We start from the raw sequence: 18,725 nt of genomic DNA on the forward strand, positions 1-18,725 counted from the left end.
CTGATCAAAGAGGATCAGCTACGCACCTTGCGCGCGATCCAGATCAGGATGCAGGCACCGACAAAGCCGACAAACAGATAGCCAAGGCTAAAGCTTGCGCCAGCGGCATAGAGACCCAGCAGTGTGCCAAAGATGAAGTTGAACACGATCGCGCCCAGGATACCCAGACCGATGTTGGCCAGCAGGCCCATGTTCGATTTCATGAATTTCTCTGCAAGCCAGCCGGCGATGCCGCCGACGATGATTGCTGCTAACCAGCCCATAAGGTTTTCCTTCGATTAAAAATTTCACCCCGTGGCCGGGGTATTCCGCGACAGAACGCCTCAGCCTTGGACGAGGTTCCACAGAATTATCACAGCGTTGTGAATTTGTCGTCCGGATCCACATATCGTGATTTCGCAGCCCAGAGCGACGACAGGATCAACACCACCTGTATCGGCAGGAAAAACAGGATGAAAAAGATGCCGACCGTCACGGTGACAGGTGGCTGGTTGGCATAGATCAGCGACATGACGGGCATGAACATCAGGCCCAGCGCCGCCAGCAACATCAGCGCATCCAGCGCCACAAGGCCCCAGGCCGCGAACCAGCCGGGGCGGACGCCCGCCGCGATCCGGCGGCGGGCGACAAAACGGCTGACGATCATCAGTCGCGCAGCAGCTCGTTGATGCCGGTCTTGGACCGGGTCTGTGCGTCAACGCGTTTGACGATCACGGCGCAATACAGGTTGACCCCGTTCTTGGACGGCATGGTGCCCGCCACGACCACGGAATAGGGCGGCACCTCGCCGTACATCACGTCGCCGGTTTCGCGGTCCACGATTTTGGTCGACTGGCCAATATAGACCCCCATCCCCAGCACGGAGCCTTCGCGCACGATGCAGCCTTCGACGACTTCGGACCGGGCCCCGATAAAGCAGTTGTCCTCGATGATCGTGGGGCCGGCCTGCATGGGTTCCAGCACGCCGCCGATGCCGACGCCGCCGGACAGGTGGACGTTCTTGCCGATCTGCGCGCAGCTGCCGACCGTGGCCCAGCCGTCGACCATGGACCCCTCGTCCACATAGGCGCCGAGGTTCACGAAGGACGGCATCAGCACCACGCCTTTGCCGATAAAGGCCGAGCGACGGACGATACTGCCGGGCACGGCGCGGAAACCTGCGTCGCGCCACTGGTTTTCGCCCCAACCGTCGAATTTGGACGGGACCTTGTCCCACCACGTCGCACCACCGGGACCGCCGCTGATGGGTTCCATGTCGTTCAGGCGGAACGACAGCAGCACCGCCTTTTTCGCCCATTGATTCACGTGCCAGTCGCCATTTTCGTGGCGTTCGGCCACGCGCAGGGTGCCGCTGTCGAGGGCGTTCAACGTGTCCTCGATCGCCTCGCGGACCTCGCCGGTGGTGGCGGGGCTGATGCTGTCGCGATCATCCCATGCGGTTTCGATTGCGGTTTCGAGTTGGGCATTGGACATCGGATGATCCCTTTGGCTGGTGACACTGGTTGGCGGGGGCTATAGACCACGCAGGCCCTGCCGCGCAATCACAAGGACACGCCATGAAGGACGACCACACCCATCCCCTCCGCCATTCGGGCGAGGATCGCGCAGCCACGCAGCATGTGCCCGACACGCCGCAGACACGTGCGCCATCGTATAAACTGGCGTTCACCGACGATGATTTCATGTGCCGGGACGAATTGCGCCCGGTGCGCTGGCAGTTGGAACTGATGAAACCAGAGCTGCTGATGAACGCGGCCGATGTGCAATCCACCGTGGTCATGTTCGGCGGGGCGCGCATCCCCGATCCGGTGAACAAGAACACCGCGCGGACGCAGACGTTGGCAGAACTGACCGCGTTCTATGACGAGGCCCGCACATTTGCCCGGATGATGACGGAACGGTCGCTACGCGACGGCGGACGCGACAACGTCGTGGTCACGGGCGGCGGTCCGGGCGTGATGGAGGCAGGCAACCGTGGTGCCGTTGATGCAGGCGGGCGGTCCATCGGTCTGAACATCGTGCTGCCGCACGAACAGGCCCCGAATGAATACGTGACACCTGACCTGTGTTTCAACTTTCACTACTTTGCCACGCGCAAGATGCATTTCCTGATGCGTGCGTCGGTCATCACCGTGTTCCCCGGCGGGTTCGGCACCTTGGACGAGATGTTCGAGGCGCTGACGCTGATCCAGACGGGCCGCATGGCCCGCGTGCCATTCCTGCTGTTCGGTCGGGATTTCTGGGAAAAGATCATCAACTGGGACGCGCTGGCCGACGCAGGCACGATTTCACCCGAAGATCTGGAACTGTTCCGGTTCGTGGACACCGCAGAAGAAGCCATCGCAGCGATTGATGCCTGGGACGGGGCCGGACAGAAACGGGCGGAAATCCCGGGCCGCTAGGCCGATATATGCCGATTCGATGATGTTTCGCGTGCGAAACATATTATGTTATTTGCCAATGATTTCATAACCTTCGTTAAGAATTCATTGGCAAACCGGGTCGAGGCGCTGCCTGAGTGAAGCCATAGCCACGATCAGGGCAAACCCTGAAAGTCATGCTTAGGACAAGCTAACGAAGGCTTGCGGCTGGGTTACATCCCCGCCTCGGCCTCGATCTGCTTGCGGCTCTTCCTTGCGCGTTCGGTTTCGGATTTCAGCTGGCCACAGGCGGCCATGATGTCCTCTCCGCGGGGTTTGCGGATGGGGCTGGCGTAACCTGCCTTGTAGATGATGTCGGCAAAGGCGCGGATGCGATTGTTGGACGACCGTTTGTAGGGCGCACCGGGCCATTCGTTGAACGGGATCAGGTTGATCTTGGCCGGGATGCCTTCGATCAGCTTGATCAGGCGGCGGGCGTCGTCGTCGCTGTCGTTCACGCCGTCAAGCATCACGTATTCGAACGTGATCCGTTCAGAGTTCGACACCTTGGGGTATTCACGCAAGGCATCCAGCAGTTCGGCGATGTTCCAACGTTTGTTGATCGGCACGAGTTTGTCGCGCACCTCGTCGGTGGTCGCATGGAAACTGACAGCCAGCTGGCAGCCGATTTCCTGCGCGGTGCGGGCGATTTCGGGCACAACGCCGGATGTGGACAGCGTGATGCGGCGGCGCGACAGGGCCAGCCCCTCGCCGTCCATCGCGATTTTCATCGCGTCGCGGACGTTTTCGAAATTATACAGCGGCTCGCCCATGCCCATCAGGACGATGTTCGACACCAGACGCGGGCCGTTCTCGCCGGTGCCCTGACCGGGCGTGTGCCATTCGTCCAGATCGTCGCGCGCCAGCATCACCTGACCCACGATTTCGCCCGCGGTCAGGTTGCGCACCAGTTTTTGTGTTCCGGTATGGCAGAACGAACAGGTCAGCGTGCAACCGACCTGCGACGACACACACAGCGTGCCGCGATCGGTTTCGGGGATATAGACGACCTCGACCTCGTGGCCGCCGGCAATCCGCACGAGGTATTTGCGGGTGCCGTCCTCGGAAATCTGGCGGGTCACCACTTCGGGCAGTTGCACCACGCATTTTTCAGCCAGCAAGGCGCGGAAATCCTTGGACAGGTTTGTCATCTGGTCAAAGTCGCGCACGCCGCGATGATAGATCCACTGCCAGATCTGGCTGACCCGCATCTTGGCCTGTTTTTCAGGGGTGCCGATCGCGATCAGTGCATCACGCATCGCGTCGCGGGTCAGGCCGACAAGGTTCAACGGTCCCTCCGGCAGCTTGCGCGGCATGGTGTGGACGTCCTGTGTGATCGGTGCGGTCGCGGTCATATCAATACCCCTGTCGGCGTGAAGCCTGTCCCATATAAGCAAAAAGGCCCGGTTTCCAATGGAAAACCGGGCCTCGCAATTCTGTGACGCCGATCAGGACGCGCAGCGGCTCTCGGCTTCTTCGACGCCTGCGGTAAAGCCCAGCAGCGAAAACGTATCGGTTGTGATGTTGCCGCGACCGGACCGGCCACGCACCACCGCATCGGCACCGCGTTTCAGGGCTGCGACGACGCGGGCGTCATCCTCGGGGGTGGCGGGCCAGGCCCATTCACCTTCGGTAAAGAGCTGGAACGTGCTGTCACCGACCGTCAGATCCACGGTGGACCCCGATGCAAAAGGATAGCCGCCCGTGAACGTCACCTGCCCCTGCACGTTCGCGCCCGGGCGGTAGAAAACCATGAGGTAGATGTCGCCCCGCGTGCCGGTCGTGGGGTTGCCATTGCCGTCGGTCAGCGTGCTGGATGTGGGTGCGGACACGCTGATGCATTCGCGGGGGTTTTCCGCCTCGAACGTGCTCCAGTCCGTGTTGGCCGCGACCAGGTTGTCGGTGGTCTGCTGCGCCGCTGCCGGCATCGCCACGGCCAACATGCAGGCCAGTGTCGTCGCAAAGGTCGTTTTGTTCATCATGTCATAGGCCTCCAAGCTGCCCTTGCCTCATTCCGTATGTGCCGCACCGGTCTTGGCGACCTTTTCGTCTGGCGGCATCCTGTTCAACCAGATAGCCATGAGTCTAGCAAAAAACCGCCCAAACATAAAAGCCAATTCCACGCACAAAGCCGTGGGTGAAAGGACCAATATGTCATCCCCTGCCCCCCTGATCGAAGTTCACCGCGGCGACATGCTGGAGTCGCTGCACAGCGGCCATGCGGTCGTTTGCGACGACAGCGGCCAGATCGTGCAGGCCTGGGGCGACCCCGATGCAGTGATCTTTCCGCGGTCGTCGTGCAAGATGATCCAGGCGCTGCCCCTGATCGAAAGCGGGGCAGCCGACGCGCACGGGCTGACGTCCGAACAGCTGGCGCTGGCCTGCGCCAGCCACCAGGGCGCGCATATCCACACCGACCGGGTGCAGGTCTGGCTGGACCAATTGGGCCTGAAAGACAGTGATTTTCGCTGCGGTCCGCAATGGCCCGGCGATATCCCGGCCCGCAACGAGATCATCCGCGCCCATGCCCAGCCCTGCCAGATCCACAACAATTGTTCCGGCAAACATGCGGGATTTCTGACGCTGAACCGCCATCTGGGCGGTGCGGCGGATTACGAGCTGGTGGATCATCCCGTGCAGCAGGCGGGCAAGGCCGCGTTCGAGGAGGTGACCGGCATGACCTCGCCCGGTTACGGGATCGACGGATGTTCCGCCCCGAATTTCGCTACCAGCGTGCAGGGTCTGGCCCGCGCGATGGCCAGCTTTGCCAGTGCGGGCGACCGCAGCGACACGCGGTCGCAGGCGATGGTGCGGCTGACGCAGGCGATGACGGCGCATCCCGAACTGGTCGCGGGCGAGACACGCGCCTGCACCGACCTGATGCGCGCGATGGACGGCCGTGTGGCGATCAAGACCGGGGCCGAGGCGGTGTTCGTTGCCATCATACCCGAACGCAAGATGGGCGTGGCACTGAAGATCACCGACGGCAGCACGCGCGGTGCCGAGGCTGCGATTGCCGCGATCCTGGTGAAACTGGGCGTGCTTGACCCGGACCACCCTGCCACCCGCGCCCGGATGGTGCCCGAAATCCGCAACTGGCGCGGCACGCTGTGCGGCCATATCCGCCCCACCTCTGCCCTGCTGTAAGGAGAGCCCCATGTCATTCACACTCGCCACATGGAACATCAACTCGGTTCGCCTGCGCGAGGACCTGGTCGCGCGGCTGCTGCGCGACGCGGGCCCCGACGTGCTGTGTTTGCAGGAATGCAAATCGCCGATGGACAAGATCCCGACGGAACAATTCGAGGCGCTGGGTTACGTGCACCGCATCGGGCGCGGCCAAAAGGGCTATAACGGGGTGGCGATCCTCTCAAGGATGCCGATCGAAGAGGTGGGTGCCGCCGATTACGCAGGTCTTGGGCATGCGCGGCACATCGCCGGGCGGCTGGCCAACGGCGTGACGGTGCATAATTTTTATGTGCCGGCCGGTGGCGACAAACCGGACCGCACAATCAACGAAAAATTCGGGCAAAAGCTGGATTATCTGACCGACATGCGCGACGCCTTTCATGCGGACCGGCCAGAGCGCGCGATCCTTGTGGGGGATCTGAACATCGCCCCGCGCGAGGACGATGTCTGGGATCACAAGAAGCTGCTGAAGGTCGTGAGCCACACACCGATCGAGGTCGAGCACCTCGCACAGGTGCAGGACGCAGGCGGCTGGGTCGACATCACCCGGCAGGATATCCCCAACGGCAAACTGTATTCCTGGTGGTCCTACCGGTCGCCTGACTGGGATGCCGCCGACAAGGGCCGGCGGCTGGACCACATCTGGGCCACGCCGGACATCGCGGGGTCCGCGCATTCCAGCCGGGTGCTGCGTGACGTGCGTGGCTGGGACCAGCCCAGCGACCACGCCCCCGTGTTTGCGACCTTTGATCTGTAGGGCGGCCAAATTTTCGCGAAAATTTGGGGTGGGGCGCTGCCCCACACCCCGGGATATTTCGAACCAGAAGAATTAGCGCCGCAGGGCGGTCGCTGCCGCTTTGGCGAGGGTTCTGTGAGCATCGGGGTCGAAGTGCACACCGTCCTGCGCACTGACGGCGATGTGGTCGGCGGCGTTCAGGAATCCTGTGCCCCAGGTTCGTGCAAGATCACGGTAGTGGGAGGCGAGGGCCTGTGATCTGGTGGTTGCACCGTGAAACACCTGGCTGATCGGGCCGGTTTCCACGATGGGCGGCGGGCAGATCAGCAGGATGTCGAACCCGCCATGGCGGGTCTGTGCCGCGTCACCACAGGCAATGGCGAGAAGACCCGCGATCCCCGCAGCGATCCCCGCCGGCGTTTGACCAAAGTGCGCCTTGCAGTCGTTGGTCCCGAGCATCAGCGTGAGCGTGTCGATGGGGCCATGGCTGTTCAGGGCCATGTGCAGGCCCAGATGGCCGTTCATATGCGCGCCCATCTCGGGATCGCTGTCAGCGCGGGCAAGACGGCCCGGCAGGCCTTCTTCGATCAGGTCCGCATCCAGCGCGCGTGCCATCAGCACAGGCCAGCGGGTGCCCGCGTCATAGCGCGCGTAGTCGCCACGCGTCACGATGGGCGGGGTGCCGTGGGTGTTGCTGTCGCCGAATGTCAGGATCATGCGTGCCATGCCGCAGGCTAGACCCCGGTCGGATGCAGGTCAAATGCCTTGCCCCGGCCCGGGCGCGCCCACATATACGCATGACGCAATATCAAAAGGAGACGCGGCATGATGGATCTGACCGCCACGCCCGAGACCCATATCATCGACGGCACCGACGCGACCTTTATGGCCGACGTCGTCGACGCCTCGATGACCACCCCCGTGATCGTGGATTTCTGGGCCCCATGGTGCGGGCCGTGCAAATCGCTGGGCCCGGCGATCGAGGCTGCCGTGACCAAGGCCGGAGGCCGGGTCAAGCTGGTCAAGATCGACACCGATGCCAACCAGCAGGTCGCGGCGCAATTGCGGGTGCAATCGCTGCCGACGGTGTATGCGTTCTGGCAAGGCCAGCCGGTTGACGGATTTCAGGGCGCGCTGCCGCCGTCCGAGGTCGATGCCTTTGTCACCAAGATCGCCGATATGGGCGGAGAGCCCGAGGATGACGGTCTGGCCGGTGCGATCGCTGCGGCACAGCAGATGCTGGACGAGGGGGCTGCGGCGGACGCGGCCGAGACATTTGCCGCGATCCTGCAGGAGGACCCGCAGTCTGCCCCCGCCTATGCCGGTCTGGTCAGTGCCTATCTGGCGCTGGACGACGTGGATCAGGCCGAAGCCATCTTGAACGGTGCCCCCGCCGAGATCAGCCATGATCCCGCGCTTGAGGCGCTGGCAGCACGGATCAACCTGCTGCGCGCGGCGGCCAACGCAGGCCCCGTTGCAGATTTGCAGGCCAAGGTCGCGGCAGATCCCGCAGATCATGCGGCGCGTCTGGAACTGGCCACCGCACTGTCTGCCAAGGGCGAGACTCAGGCGGCGGTGGATCATTTGCTGGAATCGTTCCGGCTGGATCGTGAGTGGAATGATGGCGCGGCCAAGGCCCAGCTGTTTCAGCTGTTCGATGCGCTGGACCCCAAGGACCCGGTTGCGCTGACGGGGCGGCGCAAATTGTCGTCGATGATATTTGCCTAAGGTGCGGTGCAAGCTAGGTCGTCTGACATGATGAACCCATCCGATCTGCCTGACACGATCCCGATTTTTCCGCTGCCGGGCGCATTGCTGCTGCCGCGGGGGCGGATGCCGCTGCACATCTTTGAGCCGCGCTATCTGGCAATGATCGAGGATGCGATGAAAACGTCGGACCGTCTGATCGGGATGGTCCAGCCGTTCGAGGGCCCCGGCAAGGCAAGCAGACTGCACAGCATCGGCTGCGCGGGGCGTCTGAACGCGTTCAACGAAACCGACGACGGGCGGTACATGATCACGCTGGCCGGCGTATCGCGGTTTCGCATCACCAAGGAGGTCGAGGGGTTCCAGCCCTATCGGCGCTGCAATGTGAAGTGGGACGGTTTCGCCCGCGACCTGGGCCCGGCCGAACATGATGACGGTTTTGAACGGGATGTGTTCATGGACATGCTGTGCCGTTATTTCGAGGATCAGGGCCTGAAAACCGACTGGGACCAGCTGGGCGATGCCGAAGACGAATTGCTGATCAATTCGCTGTCGATGCTGTGCCCCTTTCCCCCCGAGGACAAACAGGCCCTGCTGGAAGCACCGTCGTTGACGACGCGGCGCGAAACGCTGGTGACGCTGATCGAATACGCCCTGCGCGGCGGAAGTGCGGAGATGATGCAATGACGGTGTTTGACGGCCGTATGCTGGAGGCGCTGATCTGCCCGCAGACCCAAGGCCCGCTGAGCTATGACGCGCAGACGCAAGAGCTGATCAGCAAACGTGCAGGCTTGGCGTTTCCGATCCGCGACGGTATCCCGGTGATGCTGGTGGACGAGGCCCGCAAGCTGGATTGAGGCTGGCCCAGCGATCAGACCAATCGATCCTGAATGTACAACCCACGGAAGAACACCCTCATGTTGGGCCACCAGTGGGTAAATTCGTCTTGTTCCCATCCGTCCAGCGGATCATCGACATATTCCGAAAAGAAGACGCTGCACACTTTGGGATCGTCCCCCTCGCGGTAGTCGAGGACCATCGCCTGACAGTCACGGCAGGCGATGGCGATCAGGCGCGGATCAAGACGCTGCCAGTCGTGACCCGGCATCTCTTGCACCATGAAATCCCGCAAAGGGGCTGCATCCTCTAGCCGAAGATATTCATGGCCCGCGTGAATGATGCCTTTTGGGTCGTTCAGGCGCGGGTCATCCGGATCGCCCCAGTACAAACGATCGCTCCAGCCGCCGTTGAAATGTGTGTAAACCTGACGCCAGGGCTCTGGCAGGCGGACGCCCAAACGCGTCTCCTGAGCCGCGATCCGTGCCTCGGTCAAACGCGCATCAGGGGTTTCACCGACGGGCCTGAGAAAAACGCCCTGTCGTCGCAATTTCGGATCGGTTTCATTCTCAAAAATCGTGTGCTGGCTGAGGTGGGATTGGAAAATGTTTTGCGGCTGGGCAGATATCACCGGCTGCTGAAGGGACCGGCGGTCCCTTGGTGTCAAAAATTCATCATCAGGCACGCGTGCATCTAGCAGACGTCGATATTGATGTTCCGTGTCGGATGACATGCAGTCCCCTCACCGTGGGCAATAGGCCGGATGTTAACCAGGCAAGGCCTGCGCAGCCACTTGCAAAGGTGCATATTTTCAGGATTTCGGTTCCCCAGAACAAAGACACCCCGCATGCATCTGCGGGGTGTCTTGAAATCAGAGTGCGACTGGCGGACCAACCCGTCAGCTCGACAGGCGGTAGCCGCCTTGTTCGGTGACCAGCAGGCGGGCGTTGCCGGGGTCGGGTTCGATTTTCTGGCGCAAGCGGTAGATGTGGGTTTCCAGCGTATGCGTGGTGACCCCCGCGTTATAGCCCCAGACCTCGTGCAGCAGCACGTCGCGCGGCACCACACCGTCAGAGGCGCGGTAAAGGAATTTGAGGATGTTGGTTTCCTTTTCGGTCAGACGCACCTTGCGGTCGTCCTCGGTCACCAGCAGTTTTTGCGCAGGCCGGAACGAATAGGGCCCCAGCTGGAATACCGCATCCTCTGATTGTTCGTGGGTCCGCAGCTGGCTGCGCAAGCGGGCCAGCAGCACGGGAAACTTGAACGGTTTGCTGACGTAATCGTTGGCGCCCGCATCCAGCCCGTAGATCGTGTCGGCGTCGCTGTCCTGTGCGGTCAGCATGACGATGGGACATTTCACACCCTGCTTGCGCATCAGGCGGCACAATTCGCGGCCATCGGTGTCGGGCAGGCCCACATCAAGGATCACCAGATCATAGAGCTGTTCCTTGACCTTGGTCATGGCGGATGCGCCGTCGTCGGCCTCGAACACGTCGAAATCCTCGGTCATCAAGAGCTGTTCGCCCAGGGCCTCGCGCAGATCGTCGTCGTCATCGACAAGCAGAATTTTCTTTAACTGTGCCATCTTCTACTCCGGTATTACTCAACGTCAGGTGTGGTCCGTCACAAGAACAACAACCAATGCTGCAAATAGTTCACACGGACGTGTGAATTGATGCCCCAATGTTTCAATCTGCCGCAGTTCATCCTAGATCACCAAGGGAACAGAGGATTGCGCGCGATGTCATTGGCACCGGACAATACGGAACGTCTGGCACGGGCGCGTGCCGATCTGCGCATGGGTGTGCCTGTGGTCGTGGCAGGTGCGGGGGTCATGCTGGCCGCCGAAACGCTGGACCCCACCCGACTGGGCGCGCTGCGTGATCTGGGGGCGGCCGTCGCCTTGACCGACTGGCGGGCCAAGACGCTGAAAGTTGCAGCCTATGACGGCGACGTGGCGCGGATCGTTTTGCCATCGGATGCAAATGTGTCGTGGGTGCGAGCGCTGGCCGATCCCAGTGGTGATTTGCGCCACCCGATGAAAGGACCGTTGCGCGGGCTGCGAGAGGGATCACCGCTGCTTGCGCGGGTTGCCGTGGCACTTTGCAAATCGGCGCGGTTGCTGCCCGCGGCGGTTATTGCCGCGCTGGATGACGCGGCAGGCTTTGCCCAGACCCACGGGCTGACGGTGGTGGATGCCGATGCGGCACTGGCCACACAAGAGGCCGCGCTGCGGTCCATCACCAGCGCCCGCCTGCCGATTTCGGTATCAGAGGCAGGCCGGCTGCACGTGTTCCGCCCCGATGACGGTGCAGAGGAACACTACGCCGTCGAAATCGGCAATCCGGATCGCAATGCGCCCGTGCTCGCGCGGTTGCATTCGGCCTGTTTCACGGGCGACCTGCTGGACAGTCTGAAATGCGACTGCGGCCCGCAACTGCGCGCCGCACTGGCCCAGATGGGGTCCGAGGGTGCGGGCGTGTTGCTGTATCTGAACCAGGAGGGCCGCGGGATCGGTCTGGCCAACAAGATGCGGGCCTATGCGCTACAGGATCAGGGGTTCGACACGGTCGAGGCAAACCACCGGCTGGGATTTCACGACGATGAACGCGATTTCCGCATCGGGGCCGCGATCCTGAAACAGATGGGGTTCGGGGCGGTGCGGTTGCTGACGAACAACCCCGCCAAGATCGCCCGGATGGCGGATTCCGGTATACACGTGGCCGAACGGGTCGCCCTGAAGGTGGGCGAGAACGCCCATAACCATGCCTATCTGGCGACCAAGGCGGCAAAATCCGGCCACTTGCTGTGACAGCGGCCGATCTGGTCGTGATGCCGACGCATGTGCGGTTTCGGGGGCGGCGGTTTCCCCGCACCATCGGACGCGGCGGCCTGACCCCTGCGGCGACCAAGGCAGAGGGCGACATGGCCACGCCGCGCGGCGTGCACCACATCGTCGACATGCTCTATCGGGCGGACCGGATGGCGCAGCCTGCGCCCTGGGCCCGCCCCATCGGGCCGCATGATCTGTGGTCGGATGACCCGGCGCATCCCGATTACAACCATCTGGTGCGGGCACCCTATACGCACAGCTGCGAATCCCTGCGCCGCGCCGACCCGATGTATGACCTGATTCTGGTGACGGACTGGAATTACCCCGCTGCCGTGCCGGGACGCGGGTCCGCCATTTTCTTGCATCAATGGCGCGGTCCGGGTCGCCCGACCGCAGGCTGTGTTGCCTTTCGGCGCGATCACCTGCGCTGGATTGCGGCACGGTTAGAGCCTTTCAATCGGCTTGTTATCGCTTAACGCTGGACCTTGGCTGCATAAATTTGCCAAACGAAAGGACATGCGATGAAACCTCAAGGCCAGTTTATGACCGACGCGCAAATCAGCGACCTGCCCTACCGCCCCTGTGTGGGTGTGATGCTGGTCAATACCCGTGGCCATGTCTGGGTCGGCAGCCGGTTGGACCGGGATGCAGACGCATGGCAAATGCCACAAGGCGGGGTCGACCCGGGAGAGACCTGCCGCGACGCGGCCCTGCGCGAGCTGTGGGAAGAAACCGGCGTATCCGACCGTCTGATCACCATCGAGGGTGAAACGGCAGGCCTGATCCGCTATGACCTGCCGCATGATCTGGTGGGCAAGGTCTGGGGCGGCAAATACCGCGGTCAGGAACAGAAATGGTTCCTGTTCCGGTTCCACGGCGAGGACAGCGATATCGACATCGCAACCGAGCATCCCGAATTTTCGGAATGGAAATGGATGCCGCGCGACCAGCTGGTCGCCAATATCGTGCCGTTCAAACGGGCGGTCTATGAACAGGTGCTGGCTGAACTGGGTGCCAAACTGTGAAAGCGATCACCGTGGCGCTGATGCTGGCGGGCACGCAGGCTGCCGCGCTCAGCTGTATTGCGCCCGACCCGCTGGATGCATTTGACCGCGCCAACGCCAGCACCGCCCCCTACCTGCTGCTGACGGGCCGGATCACGCTGAACCAGCCTGCGCCAGACCCGATCACGAAACCCGGTGTCTTTGCCGGGCGGATCGAGGGGGTGGGCCTGTCGCAGACGGGATTCGACGTGCCCTTTGCCGAGGACGTGCGCGTTGCCGTCAGCTGCGCGGGTCCGTGGTGTGGCAGTATTCCAACCAAGGAAGACGTGCTGGTTTTCGTCAACGCCGAGGGTGACGTGCCGACGATCGAGATCGGGGCCTGTGGCGGATGGATTTTCGCGGCACCCGATGCGGCCTTGCAGGACAGGCTGACCGCCTGCCTGAACGACGGGATGTGCGCGCCCGCCGACTAGGGGCACCTTGCACCCGGCGCCCAAGGGCGCGATTGTCCGGCCATGACACAGACATTGCTTTCATTCGGACACGGCTATTCGGCGCAGGCGCTGGAACGGCTGCTCTTGCCGCGCGACTGGCGCGTGATCGGCACCACCCGCAACGCGGACAAGGCCACAGCCTTTCTGTCGCGCGGGGTCGAGCCGCGCCTCTGGCCGGGGGCCGACATGATCCCGGCGCTGGATGCCGCAACGCATCTGCTGATTTCCGCCGCACCCGGCGACGACGGTGACCCGGTGCTGGCGGAACTGCACGACGCGATTGCCGCGCGCGCAGGTCAGTTTGAATGGGTCGGCTATCTGTCCACCACCGGGGTCTACGGCGACCACGGCGGCGACTGGGTGGATGAGAACGCCCCCCTGACCCCCGCCACAAGACGCGGACAAGCGCGGGTCACGGCAGAGGCGGCATGGTCTGCCATTCCCGGTCTGCCGCTGCATATCTTTCGGCTGGCGGGGATCTATGGCCCCGGCAGGGGTCCGTTCGCCAAGGTGCGCAACGGCACGGCACGGCGCATCATCAAGGACGGTCAGGTGTTCAGCCGCACCCATGTCGCGGATATCGCGCGGGTGCTGGCGGCATCCATCGCCCGGCCCAACCCCGGTGCAGCCTACAACGTCTGCGACGATGACCCGGCCCCGCCGCAGGACGTGATCGCCTATGCCGCCGAACTGCTGGGCCTGCCGGTGCCAGAGTCGGTCGCATTCGAGGATGCGGAGATGACGCCAATGGCCCGCAGTTTCTATGCCGAGAGCAAGAAGGTCCGCAACGACCGCATCAAGGACGAACTGGGGGTCGAACTGCTGTTCCCCGACTATCGCAGCGGGTTGCGCGCCTTGCTGGCGCAAGAGGGCTGAGCCTTGAAAACCGCGCGACTGCTGGGCATATCGACGCAAACCACGTGAAGGTCCATCATGTCCCTGCGCACCACCCTTGCCCATCAGCTTGACCGTCGGCTGGTCCAGAATTTCATTCTGGGGGTCATCATTTTCAACGCGGTGCTGCTGGGGCTGGAAACATCCGCGCCCGTCATGGCGCAGGCCGGGCCGCTGATCCTGTTTCTGGATCAGCTGTGTCTGGCGATCTTTGTCGTGGAACTCGCACTCAAACTGTTCGTGCGCGGGCGCGATTTCTGGCGCAGCGGCTGGAACATCTTTGATTTCGTGATCGTGGGCATCGCCCTCATTCCGTCGTCACAGGGGCTGTCGGTGCTGCGCGCGTTGCGCATCCTGCGGGCGCTGCGGGTGATTTCGGTCGCGCCGTCACTGCGCCGCGTGGTCGAAGGTCTGGTGACGGCCCTGCCCGGCATGGCGTCGGTGTTCCTGCTGATGGGTATCCTGTTCTATATCGGCGCGGTCATGGCCACGAAACTGTTCGGCAGCGCGTTCCCCGAATGGTTCGGCACGCTGGGGCACAGCCTGTATTCCCTGTTCCAGATCATGACCCTCGAGAGCTGGTCCATGGGCATCGTGCGGCCTGTGATGGAGGTCTATCCGCTGGCCTGGATGTTCTTTGTTCCGTTCATTCTGGTCACGACATTCGCGGTGGTGAACCTGCTGGTGGGTCTGATCGTGAATTCGATGCAGGACGCCCACGCCGAAGAAGGCAACGCCGCCACCGACGCCTACCGCGACAGCGTCATGGCCAAACTGGAAGACATCGAACGCCGGATCGGCGAACTATCGGACAGGAAATCATCCTGACCCTGAAACTGGTTAAGGTGATTGGCAGATTTTTGGGCTGCGGTGTTCAATCGTGCGATCATCTCGCGTAGGCGCCGAAAATTCGCCGTTTCCCATTCCTAAGACGTGGCATCATGACATCAACAGACACCACATCCGAAACCAGATCACTGCATCTTGCAACAGGGTTCGCCATTGTCGCCGCCGGGGTGATCGGGCTGGACTGGCTGATGCTGGGCGATGGCGGGTCGCTGACGCGCGAGGGCGGGTCGGTCGAAACGATGTCGATGCTGGGCTATGTCTATGCGCTGGTGATCTATGTGTGGCGTGCGCGTCCCGTGTTCTGGCCGGTGCCGGTGATCCTGTTGTTCATGGCCGCCCGCGAAGGCGATCTGGACAAGGCGCTGACAAGCGAAGGCATCCTGAGCACCAAGATCCTGCTGTATGACACCGCGCTGTGGGAAAAATCGCTGGCGGTCGCGATTTGGGTGCTGCTGGTCACAGCGCTGGTCACGCTGACGCGATACCGCGCGCCGCTGTTGTGGCGCGACCTGCGCCGTGGCGCACCCTGGGCGCTGCTGTTTCTGGCGGGACTGTTCATCGCCGCCTTTTCCAAGACGATCGACGGCTTGGGGCGCAAACTGGGCGCCTTCGGTGTCGACGTCGCAACCGAGGTCGTCCAGGGCAGCGGCATCGTCGAAGAGGCATTGGAACTGCTGATCCCGATCCTGTTCGTCATGGCGATCTGCCTGCGGACCCGCAAACCGACCTAAACCGGGTTGCCGCAGGGACGCGCACCGCTAGGTCTGAGCCATGTCCAAGATGCCAGACCTGCCCCCCGACCATATCAGCGGCATCATCGAGATGGCGCTGTCTGACCACGCGAGTTTTGCCGATATTCAGCGCGAATACGGGGTCAGCGACAAACAGGTCAAAACGCTGATGCGCGAAAACCTGAAGGCAGGCAGCTACAAGGCGTGGCGCAAACGCGTGCGGGCATTCGGGGACAGGCGGGCGGTATATAAATAAGCTAGATTTGCGTGAATTCGGTGACAGGCTGTCTGCACCTGCGCAAATTTCAGAAGTCTACGCCAGCAGCATCCAGATCGCGACTCCTGCCAGTATCGCGGCAAACGACAGGTTCAGAAAACGAGCGGTATCCGGGCTACGCCACCGCGCTGTCATGCCGTCGCCAAGGGCGGCATAAATGGAGAACGCCACCGCGTTATTGACCGTGAAAACAGCCGCAATCCAAATAACGGACGCAGTTCGATGCATGTCCGCCGCACCTGCGAATTGGGTGAACATCAAGGCGATGATGAGATAAGCCTTCGGGTTCAGCAGAAGCAGGATCGCACCGTCCATGACGCTTGCAGGCTTTGCTTCGTCATTCCCCGACATCACACCCGCCCGCGCGAGCATCCACGCCAGATACAGAACGTAGGCTGCGCCTGCAAATCGGATGATCGCCAAGAACATCGGCGCTTCGCGCGATATCCAATCGAAGCCGAGCCCGATCCCAATCGTCACAACCAATGTAGCAGCATGGTAGCCAAGATTTGCCGGGACCGTCGCACGAAACCCGAAACGCGCGCCGTTGGCCGCAAAGAACATATTCCCCGGCCCAGGCGAATAGGCCAGCGGTGCAAGGAAAAGGATCAGGGCAATCGTAAGCTGCGTCATGTGCCCGAAGCGATCATAACCTACCGACCATAGCGACCCGAATCTTGCGCCTTTCGCGCATCGCATTCTCAGCGATGGTCCTGTCTGGATCTGACCCTCGGCGGTGTCTGAATTATCCAGACAGGTTGACCATTTTCGGTACGCGCGCATCACGACAGTGCAAACGTCCAAGACGATGCTTTGCCCGTCAGCGCACGCGCAATATCAAGCGCGTTTGCTGATTACCTCGACGCCCATGACATTTAGCACCTTGGCTTCGATATCGGCGGCGTTCAGGCCCGCCATCGCATACATGTCCGCCGGGCTGGACTGGTCGATGAACGTGTCGGGCAGGCACATGGACCGGAATTTCAGGCCCTTGTCGAAAACGCCTTCGTCGGACAGCAGTTGCGCGACGTGGCTGCCAAAGCCGCCCACGGCCCCCTCTTCGATCGTGATCAGCGCGTCGTGATCGGCGGCCAATTGCAGGATCATGTCCCGGTCGAGTGGTTTGGCAAAGCGCGCGTCCGCGATGGTCGGCGTGATCCCACGGGCCGACAATGCCTCGGCGGCGGTCTGGACCTCTGACAGGCGGGTGCCGAACGACAGGATCGCGACGCCGCTGCCCTCCTGGATCATGCGGCCCTTGCCGATTTCCAGCGGCTGCGGGTTGCCGGGCATCTCGACGCCCACACCCTCGCCACGGGGAAACCTGAATGCAATCGGCCCGCTGTCGTGCGCGGCGGCAGTGGCAACCATGCGCACCAGTTCCGCCTCGTCCGACGCGGCCATCACCACGATACCCGGCAGGTTTGCCAGGAATGCCACGTCAAAGCTGCCCGCATGGGTCGCCCCGTCCGCACCCACCAGCCCGGCGCGGTCGATGGCAAAGCGGACCGGCAGACGTTGCAGGGCAACGTCATGCACCACCTGATCGTAACCGCGTTGCAGGAACGTGGAATAAAGCGCGCAGAAAGGTTTCATCCCCCCCGCCGCAAGCCCGGCAGCAAATGTGACCGCGTGCTGTTCAGCGATGCCTACGTCGAAACACCGGCTGGCGTAGCGTTTCATGAATTTGTCCAGCCCGGTGCCGTCGGGCATGGCGGCCGTGATCGCACAGATCCGGCTGTCGGTATCAGCCAGCGCGATCAGCGCATTCGCAAAGACCGATGTATAGGACGGCGCATTGGATTTCGCCTTTTGCACCTCGCCGGTGACAACATCGAATTTACCGCGGGCGTGGCCCTTGTCTGCGGCGGATTCGGCCGGGGCGAAACCCTTGCCCTTGGTCGTGATGGCGTGGATCAGGATCGGGCCGTCGGCGCGCTCCTTGACCGTGCGCAGCACCGCCATCAGCTGATCCATATCGTGCCCGTCGATGGGTCCGACATAGGAAAAACCCAGTTCCTCGAACAATGTGCCGCCCACGGTCATGTGCTTGAGCATGTCCTTGGCGCGTTTTGCACCCTCGCGCAGGGGCGGCGGCAGGAACGACACGGCCCCCTTGGCCGCGGCCTTGAGGTCCTGGAACGGTGCCCCCGCATAGAGCCGCGACAGATAGGACGACATCGCCCCCGTCGGCGGCGCGATCGACATTTCGTTGTCGTTGAGGATCACGATCAGACGCTTGCCCAGATGGCCTGCGTTGTTCAGCGCCTCGTAGGCCATGCCGGCGGACAGCGACCCGTCACCGATGATGGCCACCGCATCACCCACGTCACCGCCCAGATCCCGCGCCACCGCAAAGCCGAGCGCCGCACTGATCGAGGTCGAACTATGCGCCGCACCAAAGGGGTCATAGGGACTCTCTGACCGTTTGGTAAAACCCGACAACCCGTCCTTTTGGCGCAGGGTGCGGATGCGGTCGCGGCGACCGGTCAGGATCTTGTGCGGATAACACTGGTGGCTGACGTCCCAGATGATCTTGTCCCGGGGGGCATCGAACACGGCATGCAGGGCAACGGTCATTTCGACAACGCCAAGGCCCGCACCCAGATGCCCGCCGGTGACGGACACGGCACTGATGGTTTCTGATCGCACCTCGTCGGCCAGCTGCTGCAGCTTGCGGTTCGAGAGATTTTTCATGTCGGCGGGGGATTGCACCGTGTCCAGCAGGGGCGTGTTCGGTCTGTCGGTCATGGT

24 protein-coding genes are annotated in these 18,725 nt (G+C 62.5%); 14 read left to right on the forward strand and 10 right to left on the reverse strand.

Going from position 1 to position 18,725, the window contains the following annotated elements; genetic code table 11:
• Positions 1-14 precede the first annotated feature (14 nt).
• From AN189_RS00820 to dapD, 3 genes are all read right to left on the reverse strand, one after another.
• The gene (locus tag AN189_RS00820; RefSeq protein ID WP_056029562.1) at positions 15-263 is read right to left on the reverse strand and encodes a GlsB/YeaQ/YmgE family stress response membrane protein; all 249 of its coding nucleotides are present in this window, start codon (positions 261-263) and stop codon (positions 15-17) included.
• 89 nt (positions 264-352) lie between these two features.
• Positions 353-646 (reverse strand): hypothetical protein, encoded by a 294-nt coding sequence (locus AN189_RS00825; RefSeq protein WP_056029565.1) that lies wholly within the window; start codon positions 644-646, stop codon positions 353-355.
• Positions 646-1,473, reverse strand: coding sequence for a 2,3,4,5-tetrahydropyridine-2,6-dicarboxylate N-succinyltransferase (dapD, locus tag AN189_RS00830; protein ID WP_056029568.1), 828 nt, complete (start codon positions 1,471-1,473; stop codon positions 646-648). The genes AN189_RS00825 and dapD overlap by 1 nt, the downstream gene beginning before the upstream one ends.
• An 83-nt stretch (positions 1,474-1,556) precedes the next feature.
• Between dapD and AN189_RS00835 the strand changes: the two genes are divergently transcribed.
• Complete coding sequence (locus AN189_RS00835) at positions 1,557-2,402, forward strand: TIGR00730 family Rossman fold protein (protein WP_056029571.1); 846 nt, start codon at positions 1,557-1,559, stop codon at positions 2,400-2,402.
• Positions 2,403-2,593: 191 nt separating this feature from the next.
• Here AN189_RS00835 and rlmN read toward each other — a convergent pair whose 3' ends face one another.
• Together rlmN and AN189_RS00845 are read right to left on the reverse strand one after the other, a co-directional pair.
• On the reverse strand, positions 2,594-3,775 hold the full coding sequence (gene rlmN / locus AN189_RS00840; protein ID WP_056029574.1) for a 23S rRNA (adenine(2503)-C(2))-methyltransferase RlmN: 1,182 nt from the start codon (positions 3,773-3,775) through the stop codon (positions 2,594-2,596).
• A 93-nt stretch (positions 3,776-3,868) separates the two neighbouring features.
• The gene (locus AN189_RS00845) at positions 3,869-4,402 is read right to left on the reverse strand and encodes an invasion associated locus B family protein (protein WP_056030637.1); all 534 of its coding nucleotides are present in this window, start codon (positions 4,400-4,402) and stop codon (positions 3,869-3,871) included.
• Between the two features lie 169 nt (positions 4,403-4,571).
• Between AN189_RS00845 and AN189_RS00850 the strand changes: the two genes are divergently transcribed.
• Together AN189_RS00850 and AN189_RS00855 are read left to right on the forward strand one after the other, a co-directional pair.
• The gene (locus tag AN189_RS00850; RefSeq protein WP_056029578.1) at positions 4,572-5,567 is read left to right on the forward strand and encodes an asparaginase; all 996 of its coding nucleotides are present in this window, start codon (positions 4,572-4,574) and stop codon (positions 5,565-5,567) included.
• A 10-nt stretch (positions 5,568-5,577) separates the two neighbouring features.
• Entirely contained in the window at positions 5,578-6,366 is a 789-nt protein-coding gene (locus tag AN189_RS00855; RefSeq protein WP_056029581.1) for an exodeoxyribonuclease III, read from the forward strand.
• A gap of 72 nt (positions 6,367-6,438) precedes the next feature.
• Here AN189_RS00855 and AN189_RS00860 read toward each other — a convergent pair whose 3' ends face one another.
• Positions 6,439-7,071, reverse strand: coding sequence for a GDSL-type esterase/lipase family protein (locus AN189_RS00860; protein WP_056029584.1), 633 nt, complete (start codon positions 7,069-7,071; stop codon positions 6,439-6,441).
• Positions 7,072-7,170: 99 nt separating this feature from the next.
• Between AN189_RS00860 and AN189_RS00865 the strand changes: the two genes are divergently transcribed.
• Genes AN189_RS00865 through AN189_RS18665 form a run of 3 tightly spaced genes read left to right on the forward strand, consistent with a single transcriptional unit; the run spans position 7,171 to position 8,909 of the window.
• Positions 7,171-8,073: a co-chaperone YbbN gene (locus AN189_RS00865; RefSeq protein ID WP_056029587.1), complete on the forward strand. Its 903-nt coding sequence runs from the start codon at positions 7,171-7,173 to the stop codon at positions 8,071-8,073.
• A gap of 27 nt (positions 8,074-8,100) precedes the next feature.
• Entirely contained in the window at positions 8,101-8,739 is a 639-nt protein-coding gene (locus tag AN189_RS00870; RefSeq protein WP_056029590.1) for an LON peptidase substrate-binding domain-containing protein, read from the forward strand.
• Complete coding sequence (locus AN189_RS18665) at positions 8,736-8,909, forward strand: Trm112 family protein (protein WP_083484199.1); 174 nt, start codon at positions 8,736-8,738, stop codon at positions 8,907-8,909. Before AN189_RS00870 ends, AN189_RS18665 begins: the two co-directional genes overlap by 4 nt.
• Positions 8,910-8,923: 14 nt before the next feature.
• Here the strand turns inward: AN189_RS18665 and AN189_RS00875 are convergent, their stop codons facing one another.
• Entirely contained in the window at positions 8,924-9,439 is a 516-nt protein-coding gene (locus AN189_RS00875) for an SMI1/KNR4 family protein (RefSeq protein WP_172794829.1), read from the reverse strand.
• Between the two features lie 348 nt (positions 9,440-9,787).
• Entirely contained in the window at positions 9,788-10,474 is a 687-nt protein-coding gene (locus tag AN189_RS00880; RefSeq protein ID WP_056029596.1) for a response regulator transcription factor, read from the reverse strand.
• Between the two features lie 156 nt (positions 10,475-10,630).
• Here AN189_RS00880 and ribA point away from each other — a divergent pair, with 156 nt between their 5' ends.
• The 8 genes from ribA (at position 10,631) to AN189_RS00920 (ending at position 15,950) form a co-directional block, all read left to right on the forward strand.
• Positions 10,631-11,701, forward strand: coding sequence for a GTP cyclohydrolase II (gene ribA, locus AN189_RS00885; protein WP_056029599.1), 1,071 nt, complete (start codon positions 10,631-10,633; stop codon positions 11,699-11,701).
• Positions 11,698-12,198 (forward strand): L,D-transpeptidase, encoded by a 501-nt coding sequence (locus tag AN189_RS00890; RefSeq protein ID WP_157057334.1) that lies wholly within the window; start codon positions 11,698-11,700, stop codon positions 12,196-12,198. Before ribA ends, AN189_RS00890 begins: the two co-directional genes overlap by 4 nt.
• A gap of 66 nt (positions 12,199-12,264) precedes the next feature.
• On the forward strand, positions 12,265-12,747 hold the full coding sequence (locus AN189_RS00895) for an RNA pyrophosphohydrolase (protein ID WP_056030643.1): 483 nt from the start codon (positions 12,265-12,267) through the stop codon (positions 12,745-12,747).
• Positions 12,744-13,199, forward strand: coding sequence for a hypothetical protein (locus AN189_RS00900; RefSeq protein WP_056029602.1), 456 nt, complete (start codon positions 12,744-12,746; stop codon positions 13,197-13,199). The genes AN189_RS00895 and AN189_RS00900 overlap by 4 nt, the downstream gene beginning before the upstream one ends.
• 42 nt (positions 13,200-13,241) lie before the next feature.
• The gene (locus AN189_RS00905; RefSeq protein ID WP_056029605.1) at positions 13,242-14,096 is read left to right on the forward strand and encodes an SDR family oxidoreductase; all 855 of its coding nucleotides are present in this window, start codon (positions 13,242-13,244) and stop codon (positions 14,094-14,096) included.
• A 57-nt stretch (positions 14,097-14,153) separates the two neighbouring features.
• Entirely contained in the window at positions 14,154-14,942 is a 789-nt protein-coding gene (locus tag AN189_RS00910; protein WP_056029607.1) for an ion transporter, read from the forward strand.
• Between the two features lie 113 nt (positions 14,943-15,055).
• Entirely contained in the window at positions 15,056-15,694 is a 639-nt protein-coding gene (locus AN189_RS00915) for a hypothetical protein (protein WP_056029610.1), read from the forward strand.
• A gap of 40 nt (positions 15,695-15,734) precedes the next feature.
• Complete coding sequence (locus AN189_RS00920) at positions 15,735-15,950, forward strand: DUF2805 domain-containing protein (RefSeq protein WP_056029612.1); 216 nt, start codon at positions 15,735-15,737, stop codon at positions 15,948-15,950.
• A 57-nt stretch (positions 15,951-16,007) separates the two neighbouring features.
• On the opposite strand, the gene AN189_RS00925 is transcribed toward AN189_RS00920, so the two are convergent.
• Positions 16,008-16,604 (reverse strand): LysE family translocator, encoded by a 597-nt coding sequence (locus tag AN189_RS00925; protein WP_056029614.1) that lies wholly within the window; start codon positions 16,602-16,604, stop codon positions 16,008-16,010.
• A gap of 204 nt (positions 16,605-16,808) precedes the next feature.
• A complete protein-coding gene (gene dxs / locus AN189_RS00930) occupies positions 16,809-18,722 on the reverse strand; it encodes a 1-deoxy-D-xylulose-5-phosphate synthase (protein WP_056029617.1) in 1,914 nt (637 codons plus the stop codon).
• Between the last annotated feature and the right edge of the window lie 3 nt (positions 18,723-18,725).

Origin of the sequence: Loktanella sp. 3ANDIMAR09 (genome assembly GCF_001420005.1) — a bacterium.
GTDB lineage: Bacteria > Pseudomonadota > Alphaproteobacteria > Rhodobacterales > Rhodobacteraceae > Loktanella.

Excerpts from the sequence above, each read along its gene's own strand:
- AN189_RS00910 (WP_056029607.1), top strand. The coding sequence starts at position 14,154 with ATGTCCCTGCGCACCACCCTTGCCCATCAGCTTGACCGTCGGCTGGTC.
- AN189_RS00870 (WP_056029590.1), top strand. The coding sequence starts at position 8,101 with ATGATGAACCCATCCGATCTGCCTGACACGATCCCGATTTTTCCGCTG.
- AN189_RS00920 (WP_056029612.1), top strand. The coding sequence starts at position 15,735 with ATGTCCAAGATGCCAGACCTGCCCCCCGACCATATCAGCGGCATCATC.
- dxs (WP_056029617.1), bottom strand. The coding sequence starts at position 18,722 with ATGACCGACAGACCGAACACGCCCCTGCTGGACACGGTGCAATCCCCC.
- AN189_RS00905 (WP_056029605.1), top strand. The coding sequence starts at position 13,242 with ATGACACAGACATTGCTTTCATTCGGACACGGCTATTCGGCGCAGGCG.
- AN189_RS00820 (WP_056029562.1), bottom strand. The coding sequence starts at position 263 with ATGGGCTGGTTAGCAGCAATCATCGTCGGCGGCATCGCCGGCTGGCTT.
- rlmN (WP_056029574.1), bottom strand. The coding sequence starts at position 3,775 with ATGACCGCGACCGCACCGATCACACAGGACGTCCACACCATGCCGCGC.
- AN189_RS00895 (WP_056030643.1), top strand. The coding sequence starts at position 12,265 with ATGACCGACGCGCAAATCAGCGACCTGCCCTACCGCCCCTGTGTGGGT.
- AN189_RS00845 (WP_056030637.1), bottom strand. The coding sequence starts at position 4,402 with ATGATGAACAAAACGACCTTTGCGACGACACTGGCCTGCATGTTGGCC.
- AN189_RS00880 (WP_056029596.1), bottom strand. The coding sequence starts at position 10,474 with ATGGCACAGTTAAAGAAAATTCTGCTTGTCGATGACGACGACGATCTG.
- AN189_RS00860 (WP_056029584.1), bottom strand. The coding sequence starts at position 7,071 with ATGGCACGCATGATCCTGACATTCGGCGACAGCAACACCCACGGCACC.
- AN189_RS00855 (WP_056029581.1), top strand. The coding sequence starts at position 5,578 with ATGTCATTCACACTCGCCACATGGAACATCAACTCGGTTCGCCTGCGC.
- AN189_RS00865 (WP_056029587.1), top strand. The coding sequence starts at position 7,171 with ATGATGGATCTGACCGCCACGCCCGAGACCCATATCATCGACGGCACC.
- AN189_RS00925 (WP_056029614.1), bottom strand. The coding sequence starts at position 16,604 with ATGACGCAGCTTACGATTGCCCTGATCCTTTTCCTTGCACCGCTGGCC.
- AN189_RS00850 (WP_056029578.1), top strand. The coding sequence starts at position 4,572 with ATGTCATCCCCTGCCCCCCTGATCGAAGTTCACCGCGGCGACATGCTG.
- ribA (WP_056029599.1), top strand. The coding sequence starts at position 10,631 with ATGTCATTGGCACCGGACAATACGGAACGTCTGGCACGGGCGCGTGCC.
- dapD (WP_056029568.1), bottom strand. The coding sequence starts at position 1,473 with ATGTCCAATGCCCAACTCGAAACCGCAATCGAAACCGCATGGGATGAT.
- AN189_RS00835 (WP_056029571.1), top strand. The coding sequence starts at position 1,557 with ATGAAGGACGACCACACCCATCCCCTCCGCCATTCGGGCGAGGATCGC.
- AN189_RS00825 (WP_056029565.1), bottom strand. The coding sequence starts at position 646 with ATGATCGTCAGCCGTTTTGTCGCCCGCCGCCGGATCGCGGCGGGCGTC.
- AN189_RS18665 (WP_083484199.1), top strand. The coding sequence starts at position 8,736 with ATGACGGTGTTTGACGGCCGTATGCTGGAGGCGCTGATCTGCCCGCAG.
- AN189_RS00915 (WP_056029610.1), top strand. The coding sequence starts at position 15,056 with ATGACATCAACAGACACCACATCCGAAACCAGATCACTGCATCTTGCA.